Origin of the sequence: Vibrio mediterranei, from assembly GCF_900088415.1 — a bacterium.
In the GTDB taxonomy this organism is placed as follows: domain Bacteria; phylum Pseudomonadota; class Gammaproteobacteria; order Enterobacterales; family Vibrionaceae; genus Vibrio; species Vibrio mediterranei.
This window is the reverse complement of record NZ_FLLQ01000005.1, coordinates 119,544-145,178: the sequence shown is the minus strand read 5'-3', so window position 1 is coordinate 145,178 and position 25,635 is coordinate 119,544. Positions and strand designations below refer to the sequence as shown.

Below are 25,635 nucleotides of genomic sequence, written 5' to 3'. Positions count from 1 at the left end.
AGTTTTAAAAATGAAAAGTATATAGTTTTTGTGACGACACCGAGGTTTTAACAGACACGTGCTTTAGATCCGCAATGAAATTTGATTAAGTAAAGTAAATCGCTGGGTTTAATTCGGCGCAATCTACTTTAGAGAGAATCCATCATGATCGTAGGACTGGACATTGGCGGCACTAAAATTGAAGGTGTTGCACTCGATTCTGCTAGTTATCAAACCATTGTGAAGCATCGCGAACCGACAGAGACTGGTTCGTATGAAGGCTTTCTCGCGTCTGTGATGTCAGTAATTAACACAGTATCAGAGAAGGGTGAAATAGAATCTATTGGTATTGGATGTTGTGGCTCAGTCGGTAATGACGGGCTAATGCAAGGCGCGAATGTCACTGTGCTAAATGGCCATGACTTTATCGGTGACATCCAAAGACAAATCGATGTACCAGTTGCCATTGCTAATGACGCTGATTGTTTGGCGCTATCGGAGTTTAAGGATGGGGCAGCCAAAGAGGCTAAGCACTCTTGTGTTGCCGTAATCATAGGTACTGGCTGCGGTTCAGGCGTTATTATCAATAACGGCATTGTCACGGGGCTAAATCGATTAGGTGGCGAAATCGGCCATAATCCACTGCCTAACTACAGTCCAGAAATTGATGGTCAACCGGTTAAATGTTATTGCGGGTCGATGAACTGTGCTGAGTCGTTTGTTTCCGGTACTGGGTTTGGTCGCACCTTCTCAGAAAAGCATTCGCCAGCAGATTCGAAGCAAATCATGGCGTTACATGCATCGGGTGATAGCAGAGCCATTGCGCACTTGGAGCTCTACTGTGACCAGTTAGCAAGGACACTCGCTAACGTGGTGAATTTTGTTGATCCCGAGGTAATAGTACTAGGCGGTGGAATGTCTAATGTCGATGAAATCTATCCTCTTGTCCAAGATAAGCTAGCTCAGTATACATTTACTAAATCGATAAAAACCAAGGTGGTGAAGAGTGTTCATGGAGACTCTTCCGGTGTTCGTGGCGCTGCTTTTTTACATTCGCTGTAATGCTTTGATAGGAAGAATTCGTTGATGACAGAACGCTATTATCTGGTCTTAGACTTTGGAGGCACATCGGTAAAGTGTGCGGTGATGAATCAAGAAGCAAAGATTTTCGAACGCTTCTCTTTGCCAAGTCGAGTGGCGTCTTATGACGTTTGGCTGGACTCTTTAGCTCCGAAGTTGCAACAGCTGAAACAAGATTACGCGATAGCAGGTATAGCTGTCAGCACTTGTGGTGCTGTGAACGTTGAAACGGGCGTGATCGAAGGCTCAAGTGCACTTGATTACATCCATGGTTTTGATGTTAAGTCGCTATACCAAGAACGCTTTGGGCTACCGACAGAGCTTGAGAATGATGGTTGTTGCGCTGCACTAGCAGAAGATTGGTTAGGCGCAGCCAGTGAGTCAAACGACTTTTGTTTATTGGTACTAGGCTCTGGTGTCGGCGGCGCCATTGTCAAATCAGGTCATATCCTAAAAGGACATCATCTTCATGGTGGAGAGTTCGGCTATAGCATTTTGCGTTTTGAACAAGGGAAACCATTAACATACTCTGATTTGGCCTCAACGCGGGGCATCATTGAACAAACCGCTCGCGCTAAAGAGATATCACCAAAAGAGTTAGATGGCCTTAAAGTTTTTGAGCTTTACGAACAAGGTGATGAGGCAGTTATCGCTGCCGTTGAGCAATGGTATTTTGACTTGGCAACCGTACTTATCAATGTCCAATACTCAGTAGATCCGCAATACATCCTTTTAGGCGGTGCTATCAGTCGTAGTTCGGGTTTGATCGACAAGCTTAATCAAAAGCTGGATGCCATATTGGCGCAACACCCTATAGCGAAAGTCCGTCCAAATCCAAAATTGACCCAATTTGGCAACGATGCCAATTTGATTGGGGCATTGAAACATTTTTTGAATACACAAGGTTAGCAACATGACTAAGTACACTTTTCCACAGAACTTTATGTGGGGCGCAGCTGCGTCTGGCATTCAGACAGAAGGCTCTACCAATAAAGCAAACGACTCTATTTGGGATCTTTGGCATCAAAAGAGCCCTGAGCGTTTTTACCGTGGAATTAGCTCAGAGACGGTGACGGATACGTATCACAGATACCAAGAAGATGTTCAGAACATGAAGAAGGTTGGTTTTAACTCGTTCCGAACTTCTATTCAGTGGTCTCGGCTGATCAAAGATTATGAAACGGGCGAAGTGTGTCAGGACGCAGTGGCATTTTATAACAACTACATAGATGAAATGATCGCGAATGGCATCGAGCCAATGATGAACCTATATCACTTCGATATGCCTGCTGAGCTGCAAGAGAAATTCGGTGGTTTTGAATCGAAAAAAGTGGTCGATATGTTTGCCGATTATGCCGAGACAGCGTTCAAACTGTTCGGTCATAAAGTGAAGTACTGGATCACGTTTAATGAGCCTATTGTTCCGGTAGAAGGCGGCTATCTGTATGACTTCCATTATCCATGTAAGAAAGATGGCAAGTTGGCGGTGCAAGTCGCGTTTAATATCATTCTTGCTCATGCAAAAGCAGTTCATCGCTTCAATGCGCTGGAGCTTGAGAACTCAAAGATTGGTATCGTGCTTAACCTGACGCCGTCCTATACGCGCAATGACAGCGAAGAAGACAAGAAAGCGGCATGGTATGCCGACCTACTGTTTAACCGCAGTTTCCTTGACCCTATGGTTAAAAATGAGATTCCGAAAGAGCTTTGTGAAGTTCTGGCGGAACAGGGCGTCACACCGGAAACGACGCCGGAAGAGATAGAACAGATCACGTCAGCAAAAGTTGAGTTCTTAGGTGTGAACTACTACGTTCCACGTCGCGTGAAAGCACGTGAAGCGAGCTATGACTTGGATTACTTTACGCCAGAAGTTTATTTTGAGAACTATGTGAATCCAGAAGGCCGATTCAATCCTTATCGTGATAATAACGAGATTTTACCAACTGCCGTTTATGATATTGCTAAAAATGTTCAGGAAAACTACGGTAATATGCCATGGTATTTAGCTGAAATCGGCATTGCTATGGACGTCGAGTCAGAAGGTGAACCGGGTGAGGATGGACTGATTGACGATTCATTCCGCACAGGGTTGATGAAAGAGCACTTAGTTCAGCTGCACAGAGCGATCCAAGAAGGTTCAAACTGCTTTGGTGTTCATCAGTGGACATTCATTGATAACTGGTCTTGGTTGAACTCGTTTAAGCGTCGATATGGCTTCTATCGTTTGGATTTGGAAACAGGTGATCGAATTCCGAAAAAACACGGTTTGTGGTTCAAAGAACTCGCGACAACAGGCAGCTTTGAAGACTAAGCTCATTGGTAGCAAGTTGATGAAAAACGGTGTCCAATGTGACACCGTTTTTGTTTGTCCGTCGCGACTATTGAACGTAAATGACGGTCGTGTACAATACCAATCGTTTGCTTCGTATAGCCCCAATGATATGGTTTGGGGGTCTCTACCAGCTCCCGCAAAGTGCTGATTACGAAGAGTCAAGATCACATTAGTGTCTTGCTCTTTGTATTGGCGTTCGAAAATTACCTCAAACTATTCCTATACTTAGAGTAAGTGCACCCACAACAATCATAATAGGTGGAATATGAACGCATTTATTCAAGATCTTCCCAAAGTAGAGTTGCACCTCCATATCGAAGGGTCATTAGAGCCAGAGCTTCTATTTAAACTGGCACAAAGAAACGGCATTTCACTCCCTTACTCATCACCTGAGGCGCTGCGAACCGCCTACGACTTTGAAGATTTGCAGTCGTTTCTTGATATCTATTATCAAGGTGCGAATGCTCTTATTACCGAGCAAGATTTTTACGACTTAACATGGTCCTATTTGGAGCGCTGTAAAGTAGATAATGTTATTCATACCGAGATCTTCTTTGACCCTCAAACACATACAGAGAGAGGGATAGCCTTTGAGACTGTGATTAAAGGTATTCACCGTGCACTGCAAGACGGTGAAACGACGCTGGGTATTACCTCACAAATCATTATGTGCTTTTTAAGACATCTTTCTGAAGACTCTGCCATCAAGACGCTCAAACAAGCTTTGCCACACAAAGAGCTGATTGTAGGGGTGGGGTTAGACTCGTCTGAGCAAGGCCATCCACCAGAGAAGTTCGCGCGTGTGTTTAAAATGGCTAAAGAACATGGCTTTTTGACTGTTGCTCATGCTGGAGAAGAGGGGCCAGCTCAGAACATCGTTGATGCTATAGAACTATTAGGCGTAAGCCGGGTTGACCATGGTGTTCGCTGTGTGGAAAGTGACGAACTCGTTGCGCGTCTTATTGAGACGAAAATGCCGTTAACCGTCTGCCCACTATCAAATATCAAGCTGTGTGTATTTGATGATATGTCGCAGCACAATATTGTGAGCCTACTTCGCAAAGGTGTCGCGGTTACTATTAACTCAGACGACCCAGCTTATTTTGGTGGTTATATGACAGACAATTTCAAAGCGGTAAGTGAAGCGCACGATATGACCCACCAAGAACTGGCGCAATTGACAATTAACGCCATTGACGCAAGTTTTATTGATGAGTCAACGAAGCGAGAGTATCGCAGCAGAGTTGCTGATTATGTGGCACGTTTTAGTTAAAGGGATTAATCGGTAGGAAAAGCAAAGTCGTCACTCCCGAAAAAGGTGGCAGCCTCAAAAAAGGAATGACGACTTATACAGTTACTCAATTGTCATTAGGGTAATTGAGTTCCTTATTTTTAGCGCGTTACTCTTTTGGCTTCAATAATAACTAGCACAATAATGCTGTTTTTCTTTACATTTGTGAAACATTTCAACTTCTGTATATCAAATTCGCTCCACTACTCGGATTGAGATCACGAGCCAAGTCTTTTCTCTCATTTACTTTATTCTCGAATGTGAGCAGGCAATCGTATCGGGTTCACACTATGCTTTTAGTGGTCTGTTCTAGTTTCATATGGAATGCAGGGGAACATGATGATGAAATATGGACTGTTGCTGTCGTTACTAATACCAATCAGCAGTTATGCGCTTGACCGTTCTTGGGATGAAATTACGGTTCCTAGTAAAGGCGCTTCCTCATCAATTGGCAGCTACGCCAACGGATGTTTAGCTGGGGGAGAAGAGCTCTCTCTAGATGGCACTGGATATCAGGTCATTCGTGCTCAGCGTAACCGTTATTACGGGCATCAAGATATGATCCGCTACCTAACCGATCTAGCTAGCAAGGTCGATCGGCTGGGCATGGGGCAACTTCTGGTGGGTGATATTGCCATGCCACGAGGGGGGCGATTCACATCAGGACATGCCAGTCATCAAACTGGGCTGGACGCCGATATCTGGTTGCGACTACCCAATGAGCCACTTTCAAAGCAAGAATTGCAAGACCCAGAACCCTATCCGGTGGTCGACATCGACAAGTATCGTTTCAAAAAGGATAAATGGACCAGTAATCACTCACTATTGATTCAGGTTGCGGCGGTTGACGATCGTGTCGCGAGGATTTTCGTTCACCCACTGATTAAAAAGCAGTTGTGTGAAGTATCATGGAAAGAACGAGACTGGCTGCGAAAGGTGCGGCCATGGTGGGGACACTATTATCATTTTCATGTAAGGTTGCATTGTCCGGAAGGGGATGAGCAATGCGTAGCGCAAAATGCGCCTCCACTTGGAGATGGCTGTGGTGCAGAACTCGCTTCGTGGAAACCGTATATTCCCGCGAAAAAAGCTTCGAAGCCCGAGAAAGTGGTAGTGAAGAAAAAGAAAACTCCTCCACCCAAATATAACGAATGTGTTGCGCTGCTTAGTGAGCCATAATGCAGAGTCAGGTTTCTAACTAAGCAGGTTGAAGGGGAGTGATCCCCTTCGGTGCTTGTTCCAGCCAGAAGACGGCTGGACATTAGTGCGTTGGAAACATTTAAATAACAATTAGATACGGTACTCTATCGTTACTTGATTTCCATCGACACGAATGTTGGTAATGTCGCCATCTACGGTAAGGCGAGTATTGAAAAGGCGATCAGTGCTAGACGCAGTCTCGACTGAGCCGCGAAGCGATGGCAGGTGGTACGTCGGATCAATGTGTAGAAGTTTACAAAATCGCTCTATAAAAGTGGTATCTAGTGGCACATTTCCATTAAGGCGGTTGGATAGTTCAAGTTGACTCAAATTCAAACGTTTAGCCACTTCCATTTGCGTGATGTGCATCTTTGCCTTTTGAGACATCCAGACCCGATAAAGCGCTTCGGTATCCTGTTGCGTAAAATTCATTATTTGTTTAACCCCTGCAATGCCGAGAAGGTATGTTCCCTCTTCATTTAATTGCCGCCTATTCAACCTGAGATGCCTAAAACGGTTGTCAATAATGTGCAAGCCAAGTAAATACTGCGTGCGAATAGTGAAAGGATTCTGCAATTTCGCCAGAAAGTGGATGCCGTATCAAAAGTCGAAGCAATAATTCGATCAATCTAATGACATATTTATTAGTGAGGTGGGTCTCATTTCTTACCAGTCGCAGACAAAACTGGACTATTTATTCTAGTATCCCTGAGTATATTCAATTTGTTTGGTGAATGAATTGATGTTGATTGATAAGGGATGGTAATTCGGGCGGTGGTTATGGATGCGTTTTCTCTCGATATGAGAACGCTTAATTTTATCATTATACTTTTTAGTTGTGTCTACTGTATCGGGCTCCTGCTCTATCAGCGTTCACAGCAAAAGGTTGCGGGTTTGACCATGTTTTCATTGGCTTTGTTGGTGATGGGGACGGGACCGCTTTTGATAAGCTTTCGTGGTCTTTTGCCAGAGTTTCTGACAGTCATTACGGCTAACATGCTGATTGCCTGTGCATTTCAAATGATACTGCACAGTCTATGTGAGTTTAGACAAGCTAAGCTGCAATACTCGTATTGGTGTATGACGATGATTCCCTTGGTGTTTTTGTCTTTTGTTTATTTTACCTATTACCAAGCGTCAATTGAGAACCGAATTGTGGCTATAACGAGCTATTTAGCTTTGGTTACTTTAGTGTCGGCGAGGGTTATGTCAGTAGGAAAGCAACAAGACTTACCTCTCGCAGTAAGAACCATGGTGTTGACGTTTGTGCTGTATGGCAGCTTCATGGTTTATCGAAGTTACTACGCCATTTCGGGGGAGGCGATCGCTCAGTTTATGGACGCTGGGTTTGTACACTCGATGGCTTTCTTACTTAGTATTTTTCTCATCGTTTCTATTAGCTTCAGTATGCTGTGGATGATCAACGGTAGACAAGTGAGTGCTATTAACGCGCTTTCTTATTTTGACCCCTTAACTCAGCTTGGTAATAGGCGAGCTCTTGAAGTTTACATTGAAGAAGACTTACCAAAGCAGCTTGCTCAGGGAACCAACGTGAGTGTCATTATGCTTGATATTGATTTCTTCAAGATGATCAATGACAGATACGGGCATATCGCTGGGGACAAAGTGATTCGCAAAGTGTCAGACATTATTCAAGATTCATTAAACGGCAGCAATACAACGTTTCGTTTTGGTGGGGATGAAATTATGGTGGTGCTTTACGATATGGATTTGCATCAAGCGCGTGCATTAGCTGAACAGTTGCGCAGTCGAGTGGAACAGTACGGAAGCATCAAGGGTGAAGATTTTTCCATTAGTTGCAGTTTTGGTGTTGCTCAGCTAGTTGATGATGAATCTTGGGACTCATTGGTTGGGCGAGCAGATAAAGCGCTTTATGAAGCTAAAGAGTCCGGGCGAAACAAGGTGTGCTCATGCACTTTGACGTCTTTGGACATGCGCTATGCGTAGTGGAATATAATTTAAAAAACGCCCCTCATTAGTGAGGGGCGTTTTGCTATTTAGTTTGGGCAACTTCATCCACCAAATAGAGGATGGATTGATAAGGAATACCGCTGTGATGAGACAGGCCAATTTCACAAGTAATACTGTTGCTAAAGCCTCGTGTGCATCCACTTGGAACTTGCTGCTTAAGCGGAGCAACCGCTGCTTCATTAAGCTCTGGAGTGGTAAACCCTTTGTCTCCTGCCCAGCCACAGCATTGAATGTGTTCGGGTAACACCACATCGCTGGCACAAGCCTTAGCGAGATTTAACATTGATTGCTCTAAACCCATACGTCTAGAACTGCAGGTAACATGAAGCATCACAGTTTCGTCTAACGGTGCCAATGCCAAAGTATCTAACAAATAATCGTGGGTAAACTTGACTGGCTCAACAATAGTCATAGGTTTGGTGAATTGCTCAATACTGCGTTTTGCGCATGGACTGGTGTCCATGAGAATAGGGTATGTACCGTTTTCGCTGGCTTCCCATAACGCGTCTTCAAGTTGAAGACTCTTTTGTTTTGCTATATCCACCATGCCTTTACTGTCGTAGGGCATACCACAACATTGGTCACTCAGCTTTTTAGGCGTAACCAATTCAAATCCAGCCTTTGAAATAAGTGACAGCGTCACCTCCTCTAGCGAGCGTTGATCCTTTGCTGCGGGTTGAGTTTGCATATTGCGACTTGCGCACGATGGGAGATATACGACTTTCTTTAATGTTGAATTTGAAGCAGGCTTGTCATCGAGCGCTTTTTCAAGATCGAAGTGACTTCCGTTTGGTGTCTCGGCGAGCCATGCAGGTGTGGCGTCTTTAGTGATTGAGCGCATTCCTTTGGCGATGTTCGCGACTCGCTGCGCCCCAAGGAGATTAGAGGCGACGTGACCGCTTTTAAGGCCAAATCTAGCGATAGTGGTTGTCGCACTAAAGTGAGCAGCTGTCCATTTTGCAATGGGTCGAAACTTCTCATATTTAGGAGCACGTAGTTTCTTCACTAGCTCCCCTGTATTGATACCCACAGGACAGCGATCAGCACATAAACCAGTTGCTGCACAGGTATCCAGGCCTTGGTACTCAAATACTTTTTCTAGCTCACTAGCTTGAGTCGATTCGCCATTGGCTCGGCGACGTTGCAGCTCACGGAATAGGACAATACGTTGTCTAGGAGAAAGGGTGAGGGTACGTGACGGGCATACGGGTTCGCAGAAGCCACACTCGATGCAACGATCAACAATATCGTCGGCCGCGGGCATAGGTTTGAGATTTTCGATGTGCGAATGCGGGTTGTCATTGATGATTACGCCCGGATTCAATAATCCTTGAGGATCGAACAAGGTCTTGATGCGCTGCATTAAGGCATAGCCTTCTTGTCCCCATTCAAGCTCGACGTAAGGCGCCATGTTTCGCCCTGTACCGTGCTCGGCTTTTAATGAACCTTGATACTTGACTGCGACTAAATCAGCCACATCATCCATAAAACCACCGTAGCGTTCGATTTCTGATTGGCTATCGAACCCCTGAGTGAAGACAAAGTGCAAGTTGCCTTCAAGCGCATGGCCAAAGATGATGGCTTCATCGTACTGATATTTGTCAAACAGTTGCTGTAGATCTCGAACTCCTGCGGCTAAATTTTCTACTGGGAATGCCACGTCTTCAATAATGACGGTGGTACCCACTTCGCGCACGGCACCAACAGCAGGGAACATGCCTTTGCGAATACCCCAGAGCGTTGCGACAGTATTCGGGTCAAGGGTAAATGGCACCGACTCAGTAATGGTGTAATCCGAAAGTGATGCCATTACTTTTGTGGTGTGAGCATCTAGTGTGGTTTTATCTGAGGCGTGGACTTCGATAAGCAGAGCGGTTGCTTCTAGGTCGAGTTGCTGAATAAAGCTTGGCATACCAGGTTTGTCGGCTACCGAACGCAGTGCTCTACCATCCATCATCTCCACGGCAGCGACTGGGGTACTCGATAGCGTTGTCACTGCTTGGCTTGCTTCTTCAATGTTAGAGAAGACCAGCAAAGTAGAGGCTTTGAACTCATGTTCTACAACAGTGTTGTAAGTAATTTCAGCAATGAAACCTAATGTACCTTCTGAACCAATCATAAGGTGCTCAAGGACTTCGATAGGATCAGAATAATCGACGAGTGCGTTTAAAGCGTATCCAGTGGTGTTTTTTAATCGGTACTTGTGGGCAATTTTACTAGCCAGTTCGTTATTGGCTTGCGTTTCTTCGGCTAATGTTTTGAGTCCTTCAATCAAACTCGGGTTGGTCTGTATAAAACTCTCAATACTTTGTTGACTCCCCGTATCCAAAATTGAGCCATCTGCGAACACTAATTTCATGCTCTCAACAGTACGATATGAGTTTTGTGCCGTACCACAACACATGCCGCTGGCATTATTAGCTGCAATTCCGCCGATTTTACAGGTATTGATCGACGCTGGATCTGGCCCGATTTTTCGTTGGAAAGGCAGTAGATATTTATTCGCATCAGCGCCAATGACACCAGGTTGCAGTTTTATTTGTGCGCCATCATTGATAATGGTATAACCGCGCCAGTCGTCAGTAAGAGCAATCAATACGGAGTCTGATACCGCTTGCCCTGAAAGGCTAGTCCCTGCCGCACGAAACGTGAAAGGGACGTTATGTTCTTTGCAGCATTGGATAGCAAACACCACCTCTTCGAGATCTTTGAGTCTTAGAACGATCTGAGGAATGAGTCGATAGAAACTGGCATCGGTACCATAAGCCAGACGTTGTGCATCGTCTGTGATGATGCGTTCGCTATCAATTTTGGTGGCGAGTTGCTGTTTTACTACTGAGTAGCGTTGTTCTTTGCTATTGAGTTCTTGTTGTGTCTTAGCGTCTACATGGCTCATTCCAGTGTCCTTTATTCTTATTCGTCTTCCAGCAGTAACACGATCAGCTGGCTTGGTCCGTGTGCGCCATAGGCGAGCGTTTGTTGAATATCTGCAGTTTTCGAAGGGCCAGATATTAATAGCGCGTTTGTCGGCATGTAATGATTCCAGTTGTTCTCTTGCATCACCTGCAAGAAATGACCATACAATGCTGATTTCTTAACGACAGCAATGTGGCTCGGAGGCACTAGCGATAGTGTTCTAGGCTCATGCTCTGTAGGCCAAAGTATCAAAGCACCAGTATCAGCGATACCTCCAAGGGTGTGTGTGATACCTACATCAATATCGTTAAACAGTTCAGATTTCCATTGCTCAATTTCTTTATTGAATGTGGTAACGTTTCGTGTGCTGGTGGCGACTTCAAAATCGTTGATGTATTCACCAGCCGTGCCAATTGCGATGTTCTGAAATTGATATTGCTCCATAACGGATTGTAAAGTAGGGCTTAAGTCCGCTCTTGTCGTGACTCGAACATCGGCGTGGTTTGCTGTCATCATGTCAAAGAAGCGTTGGGCTTTATCATCTGCCGTAATATCTGGGTGACTACCCCAAGGAAAAAACGCCATCTCTTCGGCTGTTTTGGGGGTTCGCTTTGCCTGTTTTAGACGCCCAAGAATGTTATCTTTCGCAAGTCTTGTATTCATGCTCATCTCCTCTGTTACTTCTTAGGCTCGGTCTTATTTTTCTCAACCATAATTTGATGCAGTGTTCTCTTAGCTGGTTTAGGGCTGGTTCGACATTGTGTCCAGGCACCCAGTTTATTTGGAATTAAGCTCTGCATTTTTGTCGCCATAAATGTCCCTGCATGGTAGAGATGGGATGAACTTGCGGCTAAAGCAAACCCTTTCATCGCCGCAGACTCCATTTTGCTGTGTGCTGCGTTCTGTCCGTTGAGTTCTAGGTTATCTTTACTCGCTTTGTTCTTCGCTTCTTTACGCAGGCGCAACAGCATTTCTGGAATAGGGATGCGTACTGGACACACTTCACCACACGCACCACATAGACTTGAAGCCGTCACGAGATCTTTAGTTTTATCGATTCCCAATAGGTGAGGAGAAATGATCTTGCCAATTGGGCCAGGATAAACGGTGCCATAGGCGTGGCCACCAATCTTGGTATAAACAGGGCAGTGATTCATGCATGCTCCACAGCGAATACATTGCAACGTTTTGCGTAGCTCTTCGTCTTGGAAGGCTTGGCTACGGCCGTTGTCGAGCAGAATTAAGTGGACTTCTTGAGGTCCGTCTTTCTCTCCTGCTTTACGAGGAGAGCTGATCATATTGAAGTAGGTCGTAATTGCCTGCCCAGTGGCAGAACGAGTCAACGCGCTATACAAAGGCGGCACGTCTGCGAGGTATTCAACGACTTTTTCGATACCGGTAATCGCGATGTGGACGTTAGGTACTGTGGTAGACATCCTGCCATTGCCTTCATTTTCTACCAAACACAGCGTTCCCGTTTCAGCTACGGCAAAGTTCACGCCCGATAAGCCGATGTCGGCTTCAAAGAACTTTTGTCTCAAGCGAGTACGTCCGGTCTGAATCAAGCTATCAACGTCGGTGGTAGGACTAAACCCCTCAAGATTTGCTTCGAATGTGTCACTGACTTCTTGCTTATTCTTGTGGATAGCCGGCATGATGATGTGCGATGGTTTGTCACCATCAAGTTGCACTATGTACTCGCCCATGTCGCTTTCAAGACATTCGATACCCAGTTTTGCCATCTCATGGTTCATCTCAATCTCTTCACTGACCATAGACTTACCTTTGATGATGCTTTTGGCGTCATGCTCGGAAGCAATAGAGGCGATAATCGCATTAGCTTGCTCTGGATTTTCTGCCCAATGGACTTGGATACCGTTTCGATAACAGTTGAATTCCAGTTGTTCGAGCAGCTCCGGTAACTTACTAAGACAGCGCTGACGAATGGCTTCGGCCAGGTCGCGGGTCTGCTTCTCTTCATCCAAATCAGAGAAGGCTGTTTTACGTTTATCGCGCAGGTAATCCATTGCGCCACGAAAATTAGCTCTAAGCTGCTTATCGGCTAAAGCATCTTTTGCTAGGGCGTGAAACTGTTCAGGAGTCTGGCTCATTATGATTCTCCTTGGGTTCGTTCTAGCAAGAATGAGGCTAAATGGCGGCCTTTGATGGCCTTGCCTTGATATTCAAAAGCGCCGTTAATGTTGAGTAAGCAACCCCAGTCAGCACTGACTAAAGTATCTGATGCTGTTGCTTCTATGTGTCGAGTCTTGTCTTCAACCATCGCTTGGGAAATATTTGGATGTCTGACCGAAAAGCTGCCACCAAAGCCGCAACACTCACTCTCGTAATCTTGCATTCTCAGTTCGACATTGGACAGTTGGCTGAGCAAGTCTGTGGCGGTAACGTGGACGTTCATTTCTCGCCTAGCAGCGCAAGAAGTATGCATGACAACACTCGTTGGTTGACCTTTATCATCTAGCCTCACACGGCAAACATTTACCAAGAATTCAGTGAGTTCAAAGACGCGGTCACAAAAGCTATCCACTTGAGCTTGGTTCTTATCGCCTTTGAATAATCGACGATAATGATGGTGCATCATTCCTCCACAGGAACCGGATAATACGATCACAGGAATCTCTTCTGAGAACAGGTCCATTTGGCTTTGCGCGACTTGCTTAGCTTCATTTTCATAACCTGAGGTATAGGCTGGCTGGCCGCAGCACGTTTGTTTTTCAACAAACTCTACATCGATACCTTGTTGCTTCAGCAATGTCATCGCATCAAGACCCGCTTCAGGGTCAAATACATCGACGAGGCAAGTGGCATAAAAATAAACTTTGCTCGGTTTTGAGGGATAGATTCGCATTGCTTTGCTCCAGCACCAGACCCATTTTTATGGGTTTATATTCTTATATAGACTAGATGTAACATTCTGAAAAATAAGCGCACTTACCTTCTTGAGATAATTCACAACTTCACTCAAAAAACGAGGTAAGTGCGTGGTTAATTGAACCTAAATCAGTTCATCAAGGCATCGGTGAAATGGAAGCCGTAAACCAGAGCCAATCCAATGAGACCGGTAACGACTAAGTAATAGAATGTGGGTATAACCGTCCTACGCAACGTTAGGCCTTCACGTCCCAGTAGTCCTACGGTAGCAGAGGCAGCGACGACGTTATGAATAGCGATCATATTACCGGCTGCTGCTCCTACCGCTTGCAATGCAATCACAGCAGTGGTTGAAATAGTAAGAGTCTGTGCAACTTCGAACTGGAACTGGCTGAACATCATGTTAGACACCGTATTTGAGCCCGCAATGAATGCTCCTAAAGCACCGATTGTGGCACTTAGCGCAGGAAAAGCTTCGCCAACCATGGCAGAGGCTAAGTTAGCCGTGGTCACAGGCATGCTCGCTAGATCGGCACCGTTTACCCCAGAGTTAATGAAGATACGAACCATCGGGATGGTAAACACAAGAACAAAGCCAGCTCCTATAAGCGTTTTGCTCGATTCACCAAAAGCGGTGGCCAGTGGTTTCGCACTGCGTGATTGAATAATGACTGCCAACAAGGCAACGAACACTAGGATTCCGCCCGGTAAATATAGAGGTTGAATAGCGGTGCTAATACCAGTCTCTCCGAGAATATTGCTGAACGATAGACTCACTCTGGTCAGGAAGCCTTTAAACTCAGAGCTGACTCGGCTCGCCACCAAGATGACGGCTAATAGCACATAAGGTAGCCAAGCGACGGCCATTGACATTGGCTTTCCGTTTGATTCGGAAAGATCCATTTTCAATGAACCTAGCCACTCAGTTGGCCATTTATCTTCGCTTTCAAAATCCCATTTTGATTTCGGTACTAGGAAGCCCTTTTTTGCCGCACTGACGACGATGGCTAGGCCGACAAGCCCGCCAATGAGTGATGGGAACTCAGGGCCGAGAAGAATGCCTGTAAGCGCATATGGAATAGTAAACGCAACACCAGCAAATAGTGCAAATGGCAGGATGTCTAGACCTTCTGTCCAGCTGCGATTCTTACCAAAGAAACGGGTTAACATCATTGCCATGAGAACTGGCATGAGGGTTCCAACACAGGCATGAATAATGGCAACGTTAGCCGTAATTTGCTGCAAATACATGTCCCATGAAGCGCCGTGAGAAACCAAAGACTCGGTGATATTGTGGGTATCTAGACCTTTGTTTACACCGACTATGATAGGGGTACCTACCGCGCCAAAAGAGACGGGTGTAGATTGAATCATCATACCCATTAATACCGCAGCTAGCGCAGGGAAGCCAATGGCGACAAGCAGCGGTGCTGCAATTGCTGCAGGGGTTCCAAACCCAGATGCGCCCTCAATGAAGGAGCCAAAGCACCACGCGATGATGATAGCTTGCACTCGACGATCGGGGGAAATGTCGGTGAAACCGTTACGAATTGTGGTGATGGCTCCTGTATGTTTGAGGGTGTTGAGCAAGAAAATTGCACCAAACACTATCCAGAGTACGGAGACGGTAATTCCAAAGCCTTGAAATACCGACGCGAGAACGCGAGTGACCGACATATCCCAAGCAAATAGGGCAATAATTACGGTAAGTCCAAATGCAACAGGCATAGCTTTTTTCGCGGGCCAATTGAGACCGACCAGTAAGATGGCCGCGACAACGATAGGCGAAAATGCCACGAGGGCTAATAGAGTTTCAGACATGGGTTACTTCCTTTTGTCTTAGCTCATCCACTCCAACTATGTGAATGGGCGAAGTTGTCTTTATTATTTTTGTAATAGGGTTGTTAAGGTGGGGTGAATTTATCCCTTTATTTTTTGTTGATATAGAGAAATAATGAAAATGATTATTTCCAAAATTGGCATAATGTGATGCGAGCAGATGACTTAATTCTGTTCTACCAGGTGGTAGAAACAGGTGCTTTTAGCCGAGTGGCAGAGCAAAATAACCTTACAAATTCAGTAGTTAGTAAAAGAATTGCGCGTTTAGAAGAAGAATTGGGTGTCCAATTATTATATCGAACAACGCGTAAATTAACGCTCACTGAGGCTGGTAAAGCACTTGTTCATGGTGCGAAAAATGTGAAGCAAGCCACCCAAGAGGCTATGGAATCAGTTTCAGGGTATGGTGAGAATATTAGTGGTCACATCAAAATGTCCGTGCCGTCTATCTCCGGTGATTTGATCTTAGCCGATGCTGTGGCCGAATTTTGTAACATGCACCCCGGTCTCACCGTTGATATGTCGTTAGATAATCGATTTGTAGACTTGGTGGATGGAGGGTTTGATCTTGTTATTCGTACAGGATATCTAGAGGACTCAAGCCTGATAGCGCGTCATATCTTGGATTCTCAGTGGGTAGTTTGTGCTTCTCCTTCCTACATTGCGAAAAACAGCAAACCTCTCAAGCCTGAAGATCTTACGCAGCACAATTGTTTGCAATACGCTTATCAAACCACCGGAGCTTCAGAGTGGGAGTTTAAGGCAAATAAAGGTAACTATATCGTGCGCGTTTCAGGCTCATTTTCTACTGATAATGCCACTGCACTGCGAAAGGCGGCATTAGGTGGGCATGGTATCGCGTATGTCCCGCGCTGCTTGGTATACCATGACATACGCAATGGTCAGCTGGTGGATATTTTTCCTGACCAAGTGGGTAAGCGTTTGGGAATCTATGCCGTTTACCCTTTTACTCGACAACCGCCAAACAAAGTGAGGCTGTTGATAGAACATATCCGAACCCGTTATTTAGCGATATCTCACTACTTCTGATATCTCACTATTTCTGAGTAAGAGCGAGTATTGACTTAGTGAGAATGTATCATTCTCTGTTTGATCCACAGTTTGGAAAAGTCGCACCAGCCAATGGAGTTGATTTCCACGCCTCGAATACGAGAAGGGATACTCAAAGAAAGATCTTCTGACTTAATAATCGTCAGTACATGGTTTTTGTGTAACCAGGTAAGCAACGCGTCGAGAATCTGCTTTTGCTTTGATGTGTCTGCCTCCGAGCGTGCGGCCGATAGGGTGTGCTTCAAGTGGTCTTGTTGTTTCCAGGTTAGGTTTGTTTGCCAATATGGATAGAGCATAAAAAAAGCGATTAGACTTGTGGTTCTATCTCCTTCTAAGCGAATGCCACCAATGGCTAGGTCTTGTTTAGGTGCTGGATGACCATAGACGACTTGCGTACCGTTTGCCGTAACGTCTTGCTGTTTGAGAGCACTAATGAGTTTGCGTGAAAACCAACGGTTTTCGTTGTTGTTTTCAAAACAAAAGTCGACATGTGTATCACAGGGGATCGGTGAGTCTAGTTGATCGTTAAATAACCTCTCCAAGCTGTGCTGAAATGACGAATTCTGTAGAGCTCTGTTATTGATGAGCAGGAAAAAGTAGCCAATATCAGAGGTTGACGCTGTGTATTGGACTTGCTCATCGCTAAGGAAGAAGAAATTTTCAGCGCATTTCTTATCTTCCGCCCACTCCTTGTGAATCCAAAGTTCGATATGTTCGACCAGAGCCGACTGACCACAAAAGTTCGGATTGCGTTTCAAGCGAAGCAGCTTCTCAGAACTCACATCCACCATAAAGGGACCTGAGCCTATCGGTTTGAAATGACTCTCTGCACGATAGATAAATTGCTTAGGCATAATGGATGCCTCGGCTCTACTCAGCAGCTTAGGTAGATGAGGGTCGGGGTGCTTAAGTGTTATCTGGATTTGGTTAGCAGCATGACTAGTAATGTCAGCGATATGATCGTACAGCGCACGCCAGTAAGGTGAGAGAGTTAGAGCTTTTAGGCTCTCTACTACTTCATTGCTGGTGACTGGAGACTGATCGTGAAAGACGACGCCGCTACGCAGATAAAAGACCCAGCTAGTCTTCTCATCATCGCTTTCCCAGGCGTGGGCGAGGTTACCACTTAACTCAGTTCCTCTGAAATTTACTAGAGTCTGAAACACCTCGTGAATGAGGTGACGTTCAGTACGCTCCATAGTGTGATGAGGGTGCAGCCAACTGAGCTTGCGATGAAAGGGAGCAAAAATGGTATCTTCGCTGGCTGTTGTCGCGTGCGTTAGATACTGCTTGAGGCCACTAGCGACATTGCGATTGTTGAAGCCAATCAGCTTATGCGCCATATCGTAGTTGCCTTCTACGGTCGCTTGTTCTACCTCTTTGTAGCAGGCTTCGATAGGTTCTTGTAGGCAGACGAGTTTGCCCTTCATTCCTCTGCCACGAAGAGGAGTCCAGGATAACCATTGCTTGGTTTCCATTTGATTAAGTAGCGTTCGCGCGTGTCGCTCGCTGCATTGAAAATACTCCGCAATTGTTCCGATAGTAATGCGATGGTCTCCCGGCCCTAATTGCTTAAAAAGGTTTTCGTAGAGCTCAAGTTTACGCCTGTCTGCTGCCATTGATTATTTAGTCTCGTTGTTCCGGTTTTTCTGTGATGGAGTCTTTATGTCGCTCTGAATATGTGGATATCCCCCAAAATGCATCAGTACCAAACAGCTCATTAAGTCGTTCGGCACGCTCTGCTGGAGAGACGTAAAACAGCTTTCCAAGTAAGCTATTATTGTCCTCATATTTATAGGTGGCTTGAAAGTAATTAGCAACGAAAGTGAAAAATGTCATAGTGTAAAGCCTCTGTCGTTTCGGTAGTAAAAGCTTACACTTGGTAGAATTTGAAAAACCGGAACAGATTTTTTCACTGTTCCGGTTTTATACATTAGTGGTTAAGTTAAGGCATTAACGAGCGACAGCACCGCCCAAGGTTAAGTCGCCAGGCCATTGAATAATGGTGTTGCCGCCTAGATAGATATTTCCTTTGACTGTGAGCTTTTCAGGAAAAGTGGTTATTTGCGAACCACCCAGATAAAGGTTGCCTTCAACGACCAAACCATTAGGCAGCTCAGTTAATTTAGTGCGGATGACACTTAGGTCGCCTTTGACATACATACCATTTGGTAATTTGGCTATGGGCGTATCTGTGAGGTTGATGTAGCCACCGGGAATAACACCAGCTGGCCAAGCTTTTAGCTGGCTTCCGAGAAAGTTAGCGTATCCTGTGATTTTGGTTCCTCTTGGCATGAATTCCACTAAACTATCTGAGGCATCTAAGCTACCTTTGATTTCAAGATTATTGGGTAGCATTCTAATAGGTGTCTTGGCGATATTGAGGTTGCCTTTTACGATGAGACCGTCGGGAAGTTTTGTATACGGCTTATTTCTCAGGTCAAGGTTGCCATAATTATCAAGATGGTTAAGTAGCTTATAATGATCGAGATCTTGTGCCACAGAGAAGGTGGTGAACAGAAAGGCTGCCGTAATTACAGCAAAAAAACGAATCATAATAATGAGATACCATACAATCAGAGCGACGTAGGTAGTTTGCAATGGAAATTAAGAGAAAACAATGGAAATCACTGGGCCTTGTGACCGCGATAGTGTGTGCTTTCGCCGTGCCCTCGTCGGCTAAAACCATCACCACGCCAGGAGCAGATGTTGGAGCTGCGGTATTATTATCGGACTCCAAACTCGGTAAGCGAGTCTGTTATTACAACGACAAAGCGTATTCGTTAGGATCGGTGATTAATGTCGAAGGGGTAGTATTGCAATGTGTAGCGGAGCAGGACTTTGAAATGAATGGTCAACTTAAGTGGAAGCAATTAAAAAGCGAGCAATAATGCTCGCTTGATGTTACGTAAGCTCTAGTTACCTAGCTAGAGAACGTGTTTTCAGTTCGAAGATCAGTTTTTCTGCACTGACTTCGAACTTGAATCGAGCTGTGAGCTCTTTTGAGCTTTCTTCAAGTGGTGAAACTTCAAACTCAACGTTCTTACAGACCGCTTGGGCAAGCTCAACATATTTTTGAAGTTCAACTTCTAACTGTGCTTTTGAATCACTGAATAGCTGTACCTCGGCGACGTCGTCGCCTTCTTTGATGATAAAGCCCATTTCACCAGCTACACCACATGCATCGCATACGGTTGGCTCTTCATATGTATTTGACATAACGATACCTCTTACAAAATCTGTGTTTATTCTATATCTGTGGAAATAAGGTATCCAGTAATAAATACCTGATCAAAGGATTAGGTCATTGCGTTAATATACGGTTTTGTAACAGAAATTTTCTAAACGTTAACTATTTTTATCTAATTAAGCGACAAGTGATATATCGAATTACTATAAGTCATTGCTTTTTAATATTTTTTTATTATGCAAGTAATAGTGCATCTTTGTGATCGGGTTCTCATAAATGAGACTTGCGCACTAGTGATGTAGTACAGACTAGTTTATCAATATCAGAGAAGTGTTAGACTTTATAACTTATTAATCAATGGTTTGTTTTTTATAATATTCTCAATGAAACGCATAGTGTTCATGAGTTTAGCTAATAATTCGCCTCAGGTGCCGTAAACTGAGTTTTAACAAATCGATACGTTAATGAATAGAAAACTATACCGAGTACTGCTTTAATTATGGTATAGCATACAGTGAACGCACATAACGATAAGAGAAGAGCTTTAAGATGCCAAAGCGTAGTAAAGAAGATACTGAGATTACGATCCAGAAAATTATGGAAGCGGTCGTTGATCAGATCATCCGACTAGGATACGACAAGATGTCGTACACCACTTTGAGCCAACAGACAGGTATTTCGCGAACCGGTATTAGTCACCATTTTCCAAAGAAAACCGACTTTACGGCAGCGCTTGATGGTCGCATTTTCAAGATGTTCGTGGAACACTTGGAATTTGAAAAAGGAATCACTGGTTTTACTGGCAGTTGGATTGAGTCGTTGAAGAATCCAGAATTCTTGGCGATCTTGAAGCTACTTTTCCATCATATTGTTACTTCTGAAAACTCGCATGAGTTTGCGTCGAAAGGTATAGATAGGCTGTACAAACTAGTAGAGTCTCAATACGGCGAAGGCAGTGATAAAGAACTAGAATGGTTGATTGGTCGTTCATTGATTCAGTTGTCAAAGTAACCAACGCTCGCATAAAAAAACCGCTTGTTCACAAGCGGTTTTTTTATTGCTGATGAAAACCAATAGTTGTCAGTCTAATCAACTTGCTAATACGACCGGAAAGCCAAGTTGCGGATGTCGAGTAATAATGGTTTTGTAGCCATATACTCGCTCAATCATCTCACTATTGATGGCATTTTTTGGAGCACCATCGGCTACCAATTTGCCGTTGTGTAAAATAACGATTCTATCGGAGTACTGAGAGGCGAGATTCAAGTCGTGCAAAACAACTACTACCGCAGTGTTGTGGTTGTCAGCTAGCTCACGGGCGATAGCTAATGTGTTGTGTTGATGCGCAAGGTCAAGTGCAGATGTTGGTTCATCAAGCATTAGGATCTTCTTGTCGCCAGAAAGATGCAATTGAGTTAGAACACGAGCTAGGTGAACTCGCTGCTTTTCGCCACCTGACAGCGAAGGATAGAGGCGATTCGCCAAATGTGCTACGTCGGCCTGTTGCATGTAATGTAAAGCAAGCTTTTTGGTGTCCTTATTAGCCATATCAAGCGGAATGGCTCCAAGTTCGACTACTTCCGAAGCAAGAAAAGGAAAAGATAACGTACTGTGTTGAGGCAATAAGCCCAAATGCTTTGATAGAGTTTTGGGGTTCCATTGTTTTCTTGATTGACCAAAGTAAGCGACATCGGCCTCAGATTCTGTTTCACCACAAAGCAGCTTTAACAAGGTGCTTTTTCCGGCACCATTCGGGCCTAGCAAAGTGGTAACTTCTCCCGAATTCAACTCAATACTTACGTTGTCCAAAATCACCCGCTCACCAAAGCTGACACTGACATCATTAGCAGATATGGCGGGGGATTTTTCTTTGGTTAACATTGAAGACTGTGATATTGCCATCGTATCTACCGTAGTAACACTCATAAGATTTTCCCTTTCTGCTGGAATAGTAAGTAGAGAAAGAAGGGGGCGCCGATAATGGCGGTCACGATCCCTACGGGTAGTTCTGCTGGAGCAACCGCAACCCGAGCAAACATGTCAGCTGCGGTCATCAGTAACGCTCCCAACAAAGCAGACAGTGGTAGTAAAGTGCGATGATCTGGGCCACACAACATGCGTCCTAGATGTGGAATGACTAGCCCGATAAACCCAATCATGCCCGAGACACTCACGGTGACACCCACCCCAACAGCAGTAAGCAAAATCAATTGACGTTTGAGCTTTTGAACTGGGATACCAAGGTGTTTTGCTTCTGATTCCCCAAGAAGTAGAGCATTTAACGACATTGCTTTTTTATAGAAAAAGTAAAATAACCCGATAAGTGTAACGGCTGATAAAGCAATTTTGCCCCAAGTTGCTCCTGCTAATGAGCCCATTGACCATAAGGAAAGATCGCGCAACATTTGATCGTCGGCAACGAAGTTAAGAAAACCGATACCAGCGCCAGAAAGTGCGCTAATAGCCACCCCAGCAAGCAACATAATAGTTACCGACGTTCCAAATTTGCTAGTGCCAAGTTTGTATACGAGTAGAGTTGTCAGTGCGCCACCAAAAAACGCGAAAACAGGCACGACAGCTAAAGCCATAAACTGAGGAAACTCAACACCGATTATTGAAAAACCTACAATCGCAATCGCTCCGCCAAGAGAAGCTCCGGCGGAGACGCCTATAATACCTGGCTCCGCAAGTGGGTTGCGAAACAAACCCTGCATGACCGTCCCACATACCGCTAAAATAGCTCCAACAAACATACAAAGCATGGTTCGAGGTAATCGGATATCGTGAATAATCAAATTGATATGCGGGGCTAGGGTATTGCTTCGACTAGTGAGCGCAATAACGCTGTCCATAATAGTAATATTCATTGGACCAACTGTTATCGAGTAAACAGCAGAAAAGAAGAGTAAAACTGCGAAGCCGCCGAAAACGTAGGTATTAGAGAACCGTCTTAACATAAAAGTTGAATATCTCTTTCAAAGGTCACAGCGTGGCGGCAAACACCACGCTGTTATGGTGATTATGGATAAAGTAGTTCATTAATGCGTTTGGCTTCCGCCAAGCTCTTGAGACCTAATCCACCAACAAGGGCATGGCCATCAATCGTCACGATGTCACCATTTTTCCCAGCTGGAGTTGCGGCTAGCAGAGGGAGCGCTTTTAATACCGCATCACTTCCGCCCATTTTCTCGTAGCTTCTACCGCTCACAAGAATCACATCAGGTTGCATTTCTACCATGGCTTCATTAGATAGCGGTTTGTACGAATCAATTTGGCTAGCCGCTGGATTGATACCTCCTGCAAGCTTAATGATGGCGTCTGGAGTAGTACCATTACCTGCAACGTTAGCCGGGCGTCCTTCGTGAATCAGAAGGAATAGCACTTTTTTCATGTTGGATTGACTAGGCTGGTTACTGTTGAGTGCCTCTACTTGCTGAGCTACTTTTTCTTTTAGTTCACCAACCTTTGCTTCGCTGTTAGTTAGCTTGGCTATCTGGTCTATACGATGATTCAGCCCTTCGATGGTTGAAGACGTATCGACCACCTCAACGTCAACACCCACACGACTTAGCTGGTCGAGCGCTGGTTTTGGTCCCATCTCATCGGAACCAATAACCAGAGTCGGTTCTAGTGCCAATAGTCCCTCCGCAGAAAGAGCGCGATGGTAGCCAACCTTGGGAATAGTGGTTCCCTCTGGCGTAACACTTGTTACATCAACCCCCACGAGTTTAGATTGAGCATCTAGCGCGTAAATCAGCTCAGTTACGGATGCGCCAGCGCTGACGATTTTTTCTGCTGCAGTTGCGCTAGAGAAAACCGCAGGAATAGTGGAAAGTGCGCCAACCAACATCAGGTTTTTAAGCGTTTTGTTCATTGAATAGTCCTTGTTAATTGGTGTGATTCTTAACTTGAGTCATTATTAGTCTGTTGGTTCGTCGGTGAGCAGTTGGGTCGCTGGTATACCGTTCTCTTGCATAAAAGCGAGTAGTTGCACGAGATGTTGAACGTCTGCCGTTTTCTCTGCTCCAATAATGATTGGGCTTTTGCTTGAACTGGATTGTTCGAGTAAAGCCAATTTGAAGTTTTCCCAGTCGATATAGTGTTTACCATCTATAGCCCAATAGGGCTCTTGAGCCAGAATGTTGACCGTAATGGACTGCGTATCTACCTCAGAAACGGCAGAGGACTCGGTAGTGGGTAAGTCGACTTGCAGTGACTCTAAACGAACAGATGCCGTCAACATCAGAAACACCATAACAATGAAGATGATGTCGAGAAGTGGGGTCAAATCAGGATAGAGCGAACTCTGCTGGTGGTTTTGGCTGACTTTAATCATGTGCCGCTCTCGCTGGCAGTTTATCGATATTGTCTACAACGAGTGGATCTTTATCAGAGTGCTGCATTTCCACGCCTTCTAACCATAAGTTAACGTAGTTAAGAGTGTGCTCAAGTTTGGCAACAATTCTGTCAGCCCACAGACCAATGAGTTGTGAACCTGCGATAGCAGGTAGTGCAATGATGAGACCTGCCGCAGTGGTTCTCATTGCCAGCCCAAGACCGTCAGCCAGATCATTCGGGGTGACGTTGCCTGAGGCAGCCGCAATACCTTTGAACATCTCAATTAGACCTAGCACAGTACCAAGAAGGCCAATAAGCGGGCTGATAACACCGATCAATCCTAAAATGCGTAGTCCTGAGTGGAGTTGGTGACGTTTATCTTGCAGCCAAATGGAAGCAGCGTCTTCTCGAAGTGATTTGGCAAATGAGTGGTGTGCGAGGAGCATTGCCACGCCTTTGTAAAGAAGCGGGCGTTTCTGAACTAAATCTTTCGCCAGTGCTTCGATCTCTTTTTCGTTTACCGGAGATGCTTGATTGAGCTCTTGTCGAATAGCACTCTTTCCTACACCGCTACTAATTGCGATTTGAAATAGACGCTCGATGATGATCATTGCGGTTAAGGCAGAGCAGATGATAAGTGGCCATGCCATCAAGCCAAGTTGCTCTTCGAGATAATGCAGTTGTTCCATGATTAATCCAATTTAAAACGAACGGGTATTTGAATTCGATGTGCCATCGCCACACCGTTGACAGTATGTGTAGAGAATTGCCATTGTTTGATAGCGTCGAGCGCAGATTTATCTAAGATAGTCGCGCCAGAAGAGGAGATAAGCACCTGTTTTACTTGTCGACCCTTTTCATCTAGCCAAATTTCGTACGTTGCAACACCTTCAATGCCACGTTTACGGGCAATACGCGGGTAGCGCGGTTGCACTGGTTTTGATAGGAACGCTGGTTCAGTCACCAAAATGGGTTCGCTGCTGACACCACTGTTTACGACCGCTTTAGGCGCACTGTCAGAGCTAGATGGTGCTTTATCTACTTTCTTCTGTTCGGTTTTCTCTGGCTTCAGTGGTTTGGTTTTTTCCTGCTTCACCACCTTTTCGACAGGCTTTTTCTTAGGAGCTGGTTTAGGTTGAGGCTTCTTAACCACTTTCTTCGGTTCAGGTTTCTTAACGGGTTGCGGCTTCTTTTTCACCACCTCTTTCTTAACCACTTCGGGAGCTGTTTCCTTCACTACCGGTTTTTCTTGCGGAGTAGGGTCTGTTTTTTGCTGTTCGGATGGCTTCTCTGTTGGAGATGCTTTTGGAGCGACAAAGTTAAGAGAGACAGATTGAGAAGTGCTTCCAGAAGGCATTGCGAAGACTTGTTGTTCTTTATGAGCCAGCATTAAGCTCATATGTAAGGCAACAGAAACAACGCCAGCAACAACATAGCGGGTAATATTCACAACAACTCCAGCCTATCCCTCAAATCAATTCACAAGTGAGATTATGTATTACAATGAAAATAAGATCA

Annotated in this window: 25 protein-coding genes and 1 riboswitch; of the genes, 9 read left to right on the top strand and 16 right to left on the bottom strand. The window is 44.9% G+C overall.

The window, feature by feature from the left end; translation table 11 throughout:
• Nucleotides 1-144: 144 nt before the first annotated feature.
• The 5 genes from VME0621_RS15580 to mepA all read left to right on the top strand — a co-directional run bounded on the left by VME0621_RS15580 (nucleotide 145) and on the right by mepA (nucleotide 5,861).
• Nucleotides 145-1,041 carry an ROK family protein gene (locus VME0621_RS15580; protein ID WP_062458326.1) on the top strand — a complete coding sequence of 299 codons (897 nt, stop codon included), beginning with the start codon at nucleotides 145-147 and terminating at the stop codon, nucleotides 1,039-1,041.
• Between the two features lie 24 nt (nucleotides 1,042-1,065).
• On the top strand, nucleotides 1,066-1,968 hold the full coding sequence (locus VME0621_RS15575) for an ROK family protein (protein ID WP_062458323.1): 903 nt from the start codon (nucleotides 1,066-1,068) through the stop codon (nucleotides 1,966-1,968).
• Between the two features lie 4 nt (nucleotides 1,969-1,972).
• Nucleotides 1,973-3,370, top strand: coding sequence for a glycoside hydrolase family 1 protein (locus VME0621_RS15570; protein WP_062458320.1), 1,398 nt, complete (start codon nucleotides 1,973-1,975; stop codon nucleotides 3,368-3,370).
• A gap of 92 nt (nucleotides 3,371-3,462) precedes the next feature.
• Nucleotides 3,463-3,562, top strand: a riboswitch (purine riboswitch).
• Between the two features lie 94 nt (nucleotides 3,563-3,656).
• The gene (locus tag VME0621_RS15565) at nucleotides 3,657-4,664 is read left to right on the top strand and encodes an adenosine deaminase (protein ID WP_038227164.1); all 1,008 of its coding nucleotides are present in this window, start codon (nucleotides 3,657-3,659) and stop codon (nucleotides 4,662-4,664) included.
• A 360-nt stretch (nucleotides 4,665-5,024) separates the two neighbouring features.
• A complete protein-coding gene (gene mepA, locus VME0621_RS15560) occupies nucleotides 5,025-5,861 on the top strand; it encodes a penicillin-insensitive murein endopeptidase (protein ID WP_062458752.1) in 837 nt (278 codons plus the stop codon).
• A 111-nt stretch (nucleotides 5,862-5,972) separates the two neighbouring features.
• Here mepA and VME0621_RS15555 read toward each other — a convergent pair whose 3' ends face one another.
• Nucleotides 5,973-6,314 carry a helix-turn-helix domain-containing protein gene (locus VME0621_RS15555; RefSeq protein ID WP_062458317.1) on the bottom strand — a complete coding sequence of 114 codons (342 nt, stop codon included), beginning with the start codon at nucleotides 6,312-6,314 and terminating at the stop codon, nucleotides 5,973-5,975.
• Nucleotides 6,315-6,782: 468 nt separating this feature from the next.
• On the opposite strand from VME0621_RS15555, the gene VME0621_RS15550 reads away from it, so the two are divergent.
• A complete protein-coding gene (locus VME0621_RS15550) occupies nucleotides 6,783-7,850 on the top strand; it encodes a GGDEF domain-containing protein (protein ID WP_231892960.1) in 1,068 nt (355 codons plus the stop codon).
• Between the two features lie 46 nt (nucleotides 7,851-7,896).
• On the opposite strand, the gene VME0621_RS15545 is transcribed toward VME0621_RS15550, so the two are convergent.
• The 5 genes from VME0621_RS15545 to VME0621_RS15525 form a co-directional block, all read right to left on the bottom strand.
• The gene (locus tag VME0621_RS15545; RefSeq protein WP_062458314.1) at nucleotides 7,897-10,770 is read right to left on the bottom strand and encodes an FAD-binding and (Fe-S)-binding domain-containing protein; all 2,874 of its coding nucleotides are present in this window, start codon (nucleotides 10,768-10,770) and stop codon (nucleotides 7,897-7,899) included.
• Nucleotides 10,771-10,787: 17 nt separating this feature from the next.
• A complete protein-coding gene (locus VME0621_RS15540; protein ID WP_062458311.1) occupies nucleotides 10,788-11,453 on the bottom strand; it encodes a LutC/YkgG family protein in 666 nt (221 codons plus the stop codon).
• Between the two features lie 14 nt (nucleotides 11,454-11,467).
• A complete protein-coding gene (locus VME0621_RS15535) occupies nucleotides 11,468-12,901 on the bottom strand; it encodes a LutB/LldF family L-lactate oxidation iron-sulfur protein (protein ID WP_062458308.1) in 1,434 nt (477 codons plus the stop codon).
• Nucleotides 12,901-13,656 (bottom strand): (Fe-S)-binding protein, encoded by a 756-nt coding sequence (locus VME0621_RS15530; protein WP_062458305.1) that lies wholly within the window; start codon nucleotides 13,654-13,656, stop codon nucleotides 12,901-12,903. Before VME0621_RS15530 ends, VME0621_RS15535 begins: the two co-directional genes overlap by 1 nt.
• A gap of 152 nt (nucleotides 13,657-13,808) precedes the next feature.
• The gene (locus VME0621_RS15525) at nucleotides 13,809-15,500 is read right to left on the bottom strand and encodes an L-lactate permease (RefSeq protein ID WP_062458302.1); all 1,692 of its coding nucleotides are present in this window, start codon (nucleotides 15,498-15,500) and stop codon (nucleotides 13,809-13,811) included.
• A 168-nt stretch (nucleotides 15,501-15,668) separates the two neighbouring features.
• Between VME0621_RS15525 and VME0621_RS15520 the strand changes: the two genes are divergently transcribed.
• A complete protein-coding gene (locus VME0621_RS15520) occupies nucleotides 15,669-16,568 on the top strand; it encodes a LysR family transcriptional regulator (protein WP_006074638.1) in 900 nt (299 codons plus the stop codon).
• A 35-nt stretch (nucleotides 16,569-16,603) separates the two neighbouring features.
• Here the strand turns inward: VME0621_RS15520 and VME0621_RS15515 are convergent, their stop codons facing one another.
• From VME0621_RS15515 to VME0621_RS15505, 3 genes are all read right to left on the bottom strand, one after another.
• Nucleotides 16,604-18,208, bottom strand: coding sequence for an SgrR family transcriptional regulator (locus tag VME0621_RS15515; protein ID WP_062458299.1), 1,605 nt, complete (start codon nucleotides 18,206-18,208; stop codon nucleotides 16,604-16,606).
• A 7-nt stretch (nucleotides 18,209-18,215) separates the two neighbouring features.
• Nucleotides 18,216-18,428, bottom strand: a complete 213-nt coding sequence (locus VME0621_RS15510) for a hypothetical protein (protein ID WP_038227156.1) — start codon at nucleotides 18,426-18,428, stop codon at nucleotides 18,216-18,218.
• A gap of 114 nt (nucleotides 18,429-18,542) precedes the next feature.
• The gene (locus tag VME0621_RS15505; RefSeq protein WP_062458296.1) at nucleotides 18,543-19,145 is read right to left on the bottom strand and encodes a hypothetical protein; all 603 of its coding nucleotides are present in this window, start codon (nucleotides 19,143-19,145) and stop codon (nucleotides 18,543-18,545) included.
• Between the two features lie 44 nt (nucleotides 19,146-19,189).
• Here VME0621_RS15505 and VME0621_RS15500 point away from each other — a divergent pair, with 44 nt between their 5' ends.
• The gene (locus tag VME0621_RS15500; protein WP_038227154.1) at nucleotides 19,190-19,480 is read left to right on the top strand and encodes a YnjH family protein; all 291 of its coding nucleotides are present in this window, start codon (nucleotides 19,190-19,192) and stop codon (nucleotides 19,478-19,480) included.
• A gap of 28 nt (nucleotides 19,481-19,508) precedes the next feature.
• On the opposite strand, the gene VME0621_RS15495 is transcribed toward VME0621_RS15500, so the two are convergent.
• Nucleotides 19,509-19,808: a YfcZ/YiiS family protein gene (locus tag VME0621_RS15495; protein ID WP_006074643.1), complete on the bottom strand. Its 300-nt coding sequence runs from the start codon at nucleotides 19,806-19,808 to the stop codon at nucleotides 19,509-19,511.
• A 520-nt stretch (nucleotides 19,809-20,328) separates the two neighbouring features.
• Between VME0621_RS15495 and VME0621_RS15490 the strand changes: the two genes are divergently transcribed.
• A complete protein-coding gene (locus tag VME0621_RS15490) occupies nucleotides 20,329-20,790 on the top strand; it encodes a TetR/AcrR family transcriptional regulator (RefSeq protein WP_038227153.1) in 462 nt (153 codons plus the stop codon).
• Nucleotides 20,791-20,868: 78 nt separating this feature from the next.
• Here the strand turns inward: VME0621_RS15490 and VME0621_RS15485 are convergent, their stop codons facing one another.
• From VME0621_RS15485 to VME0621_RS15460, 6 genes are all read right to left on the bottom strand, one after another.
• Nucleotides 20,869-21,660, bottom strand: a complete 792-nt coding sequence (locus VME0621_RS15485; RefSeq protein ID WP_062458750.1) for a heme ABC transporter ATP-binding protein — start codon at nucleotides 21,658-21,660, stop codon at nucleotides 20,869-20,871.
• A 41-nt stretch (nucleotides 21,661-21,701) separates the two neighbouring features.
• Nucleotides 21,702-22,736 (bottom strand): FecCD family ABC transporter permease, encoded by a 1,035-nt coding sequence (locus tag VME0621_RS15480; RefSeq protein WP_062458292.1) that lies wholly within the window; start codon nucleotides 22,734-22,736, stop codon nucleotides 21,702-21,704.
• 62 nt (nucleotides 22,737-22,798) lie between these two features.
• Nucleotides 22,799-23,653, bottom strand: a complete 855-nt coding sequence (locus VME0621_RS15475) for a heme/hemin ABC transporter substrate-binding protein (RefSeq protein ID WP_038227151.1) — start codon at nucleotides 23,651-23,653, stop codon at nucleotides 22,799-22,801.
• Nucleotides 23,654-23,698: 45 nt separating this feature from the next.
• Nucleotides 23,699-24,115: an ExbD/TolR family protein gene (locus VME0621_RS15470; protein WP_006075200.1), complete on the bottom strand. Its 417-nt coding sequence runs from the start codon at nucleotides 24,113-24,115 to the stop codon at nucleotides 23,699-23,701.
• Entirely contained in the window at nucleotides 24,108-24,806 is a 699-nt protein-coding gene (locus VME0621_RS15465; RefSeq protein WP_038227150.1) for a MotA/TolQ/ExbB proton channel family protein, read from the bottom strand. Before VME0621_RS15465 ends, VME0621_RS15470 begins: the two co-directional genes overlap by 8 nt.
• 2 nt (nucleotides 24,807-24,808) lie before the next feature.
• Nucleotides 24,809-25,567, bottom strand: coding sequence for an energy transducer TonB (locus VME0621_RS15460; RefSeq protein ID WP_062458291.1), 759 nt, complete (start codon nucleotides 25,565-25,567; stop codon nucleotides 24,809-24,811).
• Nucleotides 25,568-25,635: the final 68 nt, after the last annotated feature.

Bases quoted from the DNA above. Each gene is read 5' to 3' on its own strand.
- VME0621_RS15470 (WP_006075200.1), bottom strand. From the start codon at position 24,115: ATGATTAAAGTCAGCCAAAACCACCAGCAGAGTTCGCTCTATCCTGAT.
- VME0621_RS15540 (WP_062458311.1), bottom strand. From the start codon at position 11,453: ATGAATACAAGACTTGCGAAAGATAACATTCTTGGGCGTCTAAAACAG.
- VME0621_RS15520 (WP_006074638.1), top strand. From the start codon at position 15,669: ATGCGAGCAGATGACTTAATTCTGTTCTACCAGGTGGTAGAAACAGGT.
- VME0621_RS15565 (WP_038227164.1), top strand. From the start codon at position 3,657: ATGAACGCATTTATTCAAGATCTTCCCAAAGTAGAGTTGCACCTCCAT.
- VME0621_RS15580 (WP_062458326.1), top strand. From the start codon at position 145: ATGATCGTAGGACTGGACATTGGCGGCACTAAAATTGAAGGTGTTGCA.
- VME0621_RS15485 (WP_062458750.1), bottom strand. From the start codon at position 21,660: ATGTTAACCAAAGAAAAATCCCCCGCCATATCTGCTAATGATGTCAGT.
- VME0621_RS15510 (WP_038227156.1), bottom strand. From the start codon at position 18,428: ATGACATTTTTCACTTTCGTTGCTAATTACTTTCAAGCCACCTATAAA.
- VME0621_RS15570 (WP_062458320.1), top strand. From the start codon at position 1,973: ATGACTAAGTACACTTTTCCACAGAACTTTATGTGGGGCGCAGCTGCG.
- VME0621_RS15550 (WP_231892960.1), top strand. From the start codon at position 6,783: ATGTTTTCATTGGCTTTGTTGGTGATGGGGACGGGACCGCTTTTGATA.
- VME0621_RS15480 (WP_062458292.1), bottom strand. From the start codon at position 22,736: ATGTTAAGACGGTTCTCTAATACCTACGTTTTCGGCGGCTTCGCAGTT.
- VME0621_RS15500 (WP_038227154.1), top strand. From the start codon at position 19,190: ATGGAAATTAAGAGAAAACAATGGAAATCACTGGGCCTTGTGACCGCG.
- VME0621_RS15505 (WP_062458296.1), bottom strand. From the start codon at position 19,145: ATGATTCGTTTTTTTGCTGTAATTACGGCAGCCTTTCTGTTCACCACC.
- VME0621_RS15515 (WP_062458299.1), bottom strand. From the start codon at position 18,208: ATGGCAGCAGACAGGCGTAAACTTGAGCTCTACGAAAACCTTTTTAAG.
- mepA (WP_062458752.1), top strand. From the start codon at position 5,025: ATGAAATATGGACTGTTGCTGTCGTTACTAATACCAATCAGCAGTTAT.
- VME0621_RS15475 (WP_038227151.1), bottom strand. From the start codon at position 23,653: ATGAACAAAACGCTTAAAAACCTGATGTTGGTTGGCGCACTTTCCACT.
- VME0621_RS15490 (WP_038227153.1), top strand. From the start codon at position 20,329: ATGCCAAAGCGTAGTAAAGAAGATACTGAGATTACGATCCAGAAAATT.
- VME0621_RS15545 (WP_062458314.1), bottom strand. From the start codon at position 10,770: ATGAGCCATGTAGACGCTAAGACACAACAAGAACTCAATAGCAAAGAA.
- VME0621_RS15495 (WP_006074643.1), bottom strand. From the start codon at position 19,808: ATGTCAAATACATATGAAGAGCCAACCGTATGCGATGCATGTGGTGTA.
- VME0621_RS15575 (WP_062458323.1), top strand. From the start codon at position 1,066: ATGACAGAACGCTATTATCTGGTCTTAGACTTTGGAGGCACATCGGTA.
- VME0621_RS15555 (WP_062458317.1), bottom strand. From the start codon at position 6,314: ATGAATTTTACGCAACAGGATACCGAAGCGCTTTATCGGGTCTGGATG.
- VME0621_RS15530 (WP_062458305.1), bottom strand. From the start codon at position 13,656: ATGCGAATCTATCCCTCAAAACCGAGCAAAGTTTATTTTTATGCCACT.
- VME0621_RS15535 (WP_062458308.1), bottom strand. From the start codon at position 12,901: ATGAGCCAGACTCCTGAACAGTTTCACGCCCTAGCAAAAGATGCTTTA.
- VME0621_RS15525 (WP_062458302.1), bottom strand. From the start codon at position 15,500: ATGTCTGAAACTCTATTAGCCCTCGTGGCATTTTCGCCTATCGTTGTC.
- VME0621_RS15465 (WP_038227150.1), bottom strand. From the start codon at position 24,806: ATGGAACAACTGCATTATCTCGAAGAGCAACTTGGCTTGATGGCATGG.